This window comes from Pantoea sp. alder81, assembly GCF_020179835.1.
Classification (GTDB): Bacteria; Pseudomonadota; Gammaproteobacteria; order Enterobacterales; family Enterobacteriaceae; genus Pantoea.
The window spans coordinates 22423-28422 of sequence record NZ_JAIUDA010000018.1; the positions used below are offsets into that span (position 1 = coordinate 22423).

At 52.4% G+C, this 6000-nt stretch carries 5 protein-coding genes; all 5 read right to left on the reverse strand.

Going from position 1 to position 6000, the window contains the following annotated elements; all coding sequences use genetic code 11:
* Window positions 1–171: 171 nt before the first annotated feature.
* The 5 genes from LBW88_RS25825 to LBW88_RS25845 all read right to left on the reverse strand — a co-directional run bounded on the left by LBW88_RS25825 (window position 172) and on the right by LBW88_RS25845 (window position 5865).
* Window positions 172–1224: a sigma-54 interaction domain-containing protein gene (locus LBW88_RS25825; RefSeq protein WP_224935527.1), complete on the reverse strand. Its 1053-nt coding sequence runs from the start codon at window positions 1222–1224 to the stop codon at window positions 172–174.
* A gap of 9 nt (window positions 1225–1233) precedes the next feature.
* Window positions 1234–2397 (reverse strand): acyl-CoA dehydrogenase family protein, encoded by a 1164-nt coding sequence (locus LBW88_RS25830; RefSeq protein ID WP_224935529.1) that lies wholly within the window; start codon window positions 2395–2397, stop codon window positions 1234–1236.
* A 165-nt stretch (window positions 2398–2562) separates the two neighbouring features.
* Window positions 2563–3942 (reverse strand): LLM class flavin-dependent oxidoreductase, encoded by a 1380-nt coding sequence (locus LBW88_RS25835; protein ID WP_224935531.1) that lies wholly within the window; start codon window positions 3940–3942, stop codon window positions 2563–2565.
* 16 nt (window positions 3943–3958) lie between these two features.
* Window positions 3959–4936, reverse strand: coding sequence for an ABC transporter permease (locus LBW88_RS25840; RefSeq protein WP_224935533.1), 978 nt, complete (start codon window positions 4934–4936; stop codon window positions 3959–3961).
* Window positions 4933–5865 carry an ATP-binding cassette domain-containing protein gene (locus LBW88_RS25845; protein ID WP_224935535.1) on the reverse strand — a complete coding sequence of 311 codons (933 nt, stop codon included), beginning with the start codon at window positions 5863–5865 and terminating at the stop codon, window positions 4933–4935. The genes LBW88_RS25840 and LBW88_RS25845 overlap by 4 nt, the downstream gene beginning before the upstream one ends.
* Window positions 5866–6000: the final 135 nt, after the last annotated feature.

A 6000-nucleotide genomic window follows, 5' to 3' on the forward strand; every position in this document is an offset into this window, starting at 1 on the left:
AAAAGAGAAATACCTAAAAAATATTCTATTAACCATAAAGGAATAAGCATGATTATTTTTATTAAGATATGACAAAGCCTCACTCTGGATTCAGAGCGAAGTTAAGCAGCACCAGCTGTAAAATATTATTATAGTAAATTGTTTATGCGATAATTAATCCTATTTTTTCTATCAAGTATTTCTGGAGTTAACAATAAGCTCACCCATACGTATCAGGTGCGCACGAGTGACATTGCGCGTTAACCCTAACAGGTTAGCGGTATGCACCTGATTATGATGGCAATACTGATACGCCATCTTGACGACCATATCCTCGATACGTTGGTGGACGCTACCTGAACACTCTTCAAACAGACGTTCCAACGCCTGGAGCAATAACGTTTCCCCGGTGACTTCAGATTGATCATTCGTTTCATCTTGAACCAGGCGCGTATTGTTTAAGGCAATATTCTTTGCCTGAATTTCATTGCTTTGGCTAATCAGTAAGGCGTGATGAATAACATTTTCTAGCTCGCGGATATTTCCTGGCCAGCTGTAATGGGTGAGCTTATGAATAGCCTCATCGCTGAGTGTGGCATATGAATAGCCAAGGCGACTGCTGTACTCCTCGATAAAATGGCGAGCCAAAGGAATAATATCTCCAACTCTCTCACGGAGTGGTAACAGCCTTAAACTCACGACATTCAGGCGATAGAAAAGATCTTCACGAAACTGCCCTTGAGCAATAGCTTGCTCAAGATGAATATTGGTCGCGGCTAATACGCGCACATCAATCGGAATAGATTTTCGTGATCCTAAACGTACCACTTCACGCTCCTGCAACACGCGCAGAATTTTTACCTGGATTGCCAGCGGTAAATCACCGATCTCATCTAAAAAAAGTGTGCCGCCATTCGCTTCCTCAAACCAACCCGCTCGTGCAGACAATGCCCCGGTAAAGGCGCCTTTCTCATGGCCAAACAGCTCTGCTTCGACCAGTGACTCCGCAAAAGCGCCGCAGTTCACCGCAATAAAGGGGCCATCCCGCCGATGGCTCAGATTGTGCACATGTCGCGCAACCAACTCTTTGCCCGTTCCGGTTGCACCAATTATCAAAATACTGGCTTCACTTGGCGCAATTTGTTGTATGTGTGCCAGCAACTCCAGCGATCGCGGATCTTCAAATACCTGCGCGCTGGCCTTTTTTCTGGCGGGCGTTGGGATAGGAAGCGTCAGTAGATTCATGGCTGCACCTTATGAGTAATACGAGGGTTCGGGGGCTTGGTTGTTAAGCGCCCATTTCCCCAGCTCTTGAATACGATAATCCACCGGATCGTGCAGCGTTTGAGTGCGCATATTGCGCCAATGGCGATCAAAGCGTAGCGATGCATGCGTGGCGCGGGCACCCGTCACATCAAACAGGCGATTGCAAATATCCAGGCCATGCTGTGTGGCGGCAACTTTGGCCGTGCCGACAGATAAAGCTAACTGCGCGCGTTCCGCATAATCTAACGCCAGCGCTTTAGACCATGCGGCATCAAGCTGTTGCGCCGCCCGGTCAACCAGCAGTCGCACACTTTCCAGACCGACCCAAAATTCGCCGTAATGGTGCAGTACATAGTGGTCTTCCGTTGCGACCCGCGCGACGGATTGCAGCCAGGGGCGTTTTTCCCGCCGCGTGTAGTCGCGTGCTTCATTGAACGCGCCTTCAGCAATACCCAGAAACAGACTGGCAAAATGCAGTTGTGAAATCAGAGGGCGCAAGCTGGCAAACGCTGAACTACTGGGACCCGGTTCCAACAACATTTCATCAGGCTCAACGCGTACACGTTCGAAAGTGACATTGCCGCTATCAGTCTGGCGCTGACCGATATTGTCCCAATCATCATGGATAGTGATTCCCGTGCGTCCGCTAGGCACCATTGCCATGACAAATCGATTGTCATTACTGGTCTCAAAGCCGGATGCCAGCAGGATTTCTGAATCAGCGGCACCGGAGCTGAAACTCTTCTGACCGGAAAACTCATACCATCCCATCTGTTGCTGTACGGTCATTCGCTCATCAAGCACATTAAGCGCATTACCCCAAAACCAGTTGCGCGAAGCGGTTTGGTCAAACCAAGGTTGCCATTGGTCAGCACGTGCAAACATGCGCACAGTCGCCAACTGTAACTGGTGAAAACCGAAAACATGCGCGATAGAGCTGTCTACACGAGCAAAGAGTTGCGTGGTGGCCATGATCTCGCGCCAGCTTGAGCCCAATCCGCCAAACTGTTGCGGAATCAACATGGCTAACAGACCACTATGACGAATCGCGTCGCGCTGTGCTTTCGGTGTTCCTCCTTGCTGGTCACGTTCCACTGCATCAATCGCAAAAAATTCAGCAAGTTGCTCCGCGCGTTGCCCTGACGTAGCCATTATTCCTCTCACATGCAATGTTGGTGAGCAAACAGTACCTTTCTGAACGGATGACTTCCCTTTAGCAAGATGTACTGTAGACAACAGTTTTATAACTAACCCAATGAAATAGCCCAACCAATAAAAAACGCTAGGGATATGCGATGAGCGGGATAGGTCGCGGCGTCAGGCATCTGTTGAACACGTATATGAGTTAAAAGCCTGATGCCAGCGCCGCGCAGGATGTCGTGCAGGTAAAGTAGGGGCTTCTCCGAACATCTTTTGCCGCAAGGTGCCTGAGCCATAGTCTTGTTGCGCCAGACCGCGCTGTTGCAATACCGGCAGAACATGATCGATAAACTCGATGAACGAACCCGGTGTGGTTTCATACATCAGATTGATGCCGTCCACGCCGGCTGCTTGCCAGCGCTCCAGCTCATTAGCAATCTGTTCGGGTGTTCCCACAATGCGTGTATTGAGTGCATATGCACTGGCCAGGTCGGCAACTGTCGGCGATCGTCCAAAAGACTCGCTGAAAACTTCAATGATGCCTTGAACGCCTTCTATTTTAACGTCGGACAGCAGCTGGTCGGGTGCCAGCACGCCAAGATCAACGCCCAAATCGCGACTGATATGCGCAAGTAATCCATCAACACTCAAAAATTCGTCCAGCGCTGCAGCTTTCCTTCTGGCCTCTTCTTCAGTGCTACCCACAACAAACGACAAGCCCTGCAGGAATTTAAGATCCTGCGGATCACGCCCTGCCAGACGCAGTTGCTCACGCATGGTGCTGGTCAGGACGCGCGCACCTTCCGGATTGCGGCAAACAATGAATGTGCCTTCAGCATGACGCGTGGCAAAAGCGCGTCCTGCTTGCGATGATCCCGCCTGATAAAGCACCGGGGTGCGTTGAGGTGAGGGCAGTGCCAGATGCGGTCCGGCAACCTGATAGCGCGGCCCCTGATGATGAATACGATGAACATGAACGGGATCGGCATAACGGTTGTTGCGCGCATCATTGAGTAGCGCATTGTCATCCCATGACCCTTCCCACAATTTGTAGACCACCTCCATGTACTCTTCCGCCCAGCGATAACGTTCATCGTGGGCAGTAATGCCCGTTAAACCAAAGTTGTGTGACGCGTTCTCGCTCACGCTGGTAACGATGTTCCAACCAACGCGACCTTTACTCAGATGATCGAGTGTCGAAACCCGGCGCGCAAAATTGAACGGATGATCCTGAAGAATAGAGCTGGTGAATACCAACCCAAGTTGCTGAGTGACCGCCACCAGTGCTGTTGCAAGCGTGGATGCATCGTGGATGGGTATCTGCACCGCCTGTTCAATGTAGGTATCAGCCGAGCCTTTGTAGATGGCATCCACACCCAGCACATCGGCCAGAAAAAGCGCATCAAAATGCGCCGATTCTAAACGTTTCGCCAGTTCCACCCACACCTCAAGCTCATGGAAACGCGTGGCTTGGGTGGCGGGATTGCGCCAGAATCCATGATAGATATGTGATACTGCCGCCATCGAAAAGGCATTAAGAATGAGTCGTTTAGTCATATTATTCTTCTCCAGTTTATTTCACGACAAACTGAGCGGACTGGCGCCCCGTGAGCACCGCAGCAATCACCACCGCCCCTTTAATCACCATCTGCATAAATTCGGAAACGCCCAGCAGATTGAGTCCGTTATCCATCAGGGCGATGATCAGCACACCGACCAGGGTGCGCTGCGGTCCGCCACGTCCACCGGCTAACGAGGTCCCTCCGACGACAATGGCGGCAAGACTGTTGAGCAGCAGATCGCTGCCAAGCGACGGGCCCGCCGCGCCCAGTCTGGCCACTGACAGGATCCCCGCCAGACCGGCAAATAAGCCCGAGGCACAAAAGGCGTAAATTTTATAGCGGCTTACGGGGATTCCAGCGGTGTGAGCAACCCGTTCACCCCCGCCAATTAAGTAGCTGTAGCGACCAAAACGCGTTCGGTGCGCGACAAACACGCTGATTAGCCAGGCAAGTAGCGCCCACAGCGCGATATTGGGTACATGTGGAATGAGTTGGCCAATGGCGACGGTTTCAAACTGCAATGCCTGATATGCCACCGCGCGCCCCTGAAGAAGGGTTAATGCCAGACCACTAAAAATCGACAGTGAACCCAGCGTCACCACAAATGACGGCACGCGACCCAGGGTGTAAATTGCGCCATTCAGCGCGCCCAAGGCGGTGCCCAGCAGCAAGGCCAGCGGCACGGCGGAGAATACCAGGCCGAAGCTATTCATTAATGTCACTGTGGCAGCGGCCACCAACAGCACCGTGGCTCCCACCGACAAATCGATACAGCCCATTAAAATGACAAAAGTCAGCCCGATACAGGCAATCAGTAACGCACTGGCCTGACCGGCGATAGCGCTGAAATTGCGAACAGTGGCGAAGGCGTCGGTGGTCAGGCTGAAGAAAATCATTAATGCCCCCACGACTAACAGCGGAAGTGCTTGTTTCCAGGCGATAGGGAAAGCGGGTTCGCTCACCTGTGAGGATAAGGTTTCCTGAGTCATTGTGGGCTCCGGGCTGAAGGTGGAGAGGGGGTGTTGAGCATCATGGCAACCAGCGTTTGTTCATCGGGTTTACCGTCGGCAGGCGCCGGGATTTCGCCAACTTGCTCGCCGTGTTGCAGGATCACAATGCGGTGTGACAAACCGATCAACTCCAGCAACTCATCGCTGAGCAGCAGAATCGCAACGCCCTGTGCGCTCAGCTGGCGCAGTTCGCGGTAAATCTCTTCTTTGGCACCTGCATCAACACCGCGTGTGGGATTATCCAGCACCAACACCCTGGGCTGACGAAACAGCCAGCGAGCCAGCACGACTTTCTGCTGATTGCCACCCGAAAGTTGATCGCAGCGCTTTTGCGCGCTGCCATTGCGGATGCGCAGGCGAGAGACAAAATCAGTGGTCACCTGGCGTTCACGCCGTGTATACCAATACCCGGAAACATGACTGAAACGATCGGCTCCGCTGGCCAAAGACAGGTTCCAGCTAATGCTAAAGGGGGCAATAATGCCCTCCTCCAGACGTTCAGCAGGGATATAGCCCAGACCTTGCTGCACCAGTTTACGGATTCGCGGTTTCTGACCAGGCGCCTTCGCCAGGAACACTTCACCACGGGTCGGCGGCACCACACCCGCAATGCCTTTTGCCAGCGCCTCCTTGCCACTGTTAAGCAACCCTCCTAGTCCAAGAATTTCGCCCTGACGCATTTCCAGGTTCACGTTATGGTAATGCCCAGCATGAGATAGCCCCGCCACCGTAAAGGCCACGGGCTGCTCATCTATGGGGTTTTGCAGCTGTTGATAGTAGTGATCCGCTGCTCGTTCGCGCCCCACCATCCACTGCTGCAATTGTGCTTCAGTGGTTTCATCTGGCCGGGCGTGTGCAACCTGCAAACCATCTTTAAGGACGTAAATGGCATCAGAGAGCTTCAGCACTTCCTGTAATCTGAATCGCCACGGGTTTAACAGACACCTCAGAGTCAATTAAGATGGCTTAAAGAGAGGTGCCCATGAGCGGTAAGCGTTATCCCGAAGAGTTTAAAATTGAAGCAGTCAAACAGGTTGTTGATC